This window comes from Thermus sp. FJN-A (genome assembly GCF_054655095.1).
In genome coordinates this window covers 1-471 of sequence record NZ_BAAHSC010000063.1, presented here as the reverse complement: position 1 = coordinate 471, position 471 = coordinate 1, and the positions used below count along the sequence as shown (strand labels likewise).

The 471-nt window shown below is 77.7% G+C and carries 1 pseudogene; it reads left to right on the top strand.

From position 1 onward, the window contains the following. Window positions 1–70 precede the first annotated feature (70 nt). A pseudogene (locus ACYQ0J_RS00340) lies at window positions 71–471 on the top strand (TolC family protein); the annotation flags it as partial.

The window sequence follows — 471 nt, the reverse complement described above, 5'->3', positions numbered from 1 at the left end:
TGGCGGGGGGGTTGGGCATCGCCGCCTTCGTGGTCCTCTCCCCCTGGCTCAGGAAGGTGGTGGTGGCCAAGTGAGGCGGCTCGCGCTTCTTCTCGTCCTCGCCCCGGCCCTGGCCCAGGGCCTCACCCGGGAGGAGGCCCGCCTCCTGGACCGCCTCGCGGAGGAAGCCCTGAAGGCGGACCCCGCCTACCTCCAGGCCCTCGCCGACCTGGAGGCCGCCCGGGCCTCCCTCGGACTACTCGGGGCGCTCTCCGCCGAGGCGGGGGCCGCCCTGGCGGGGGAGTACGGGCAGGTGGCCCCCTCCTACCGCCTGGCCCTAAGCCTCAACCTGGCGGACCTCTTCCGGGACCGGGGCCCCGCCCTCCGGGCCCTCGAGGCCCGCGCCGAGGCCGCCCGGCGGGAGGCGAGGGTGCGGGTGGCGGAGGCCTTCTTCCGTTGGCTCGCCGCCCGGGAGGCGGCCCGGACCGCCGC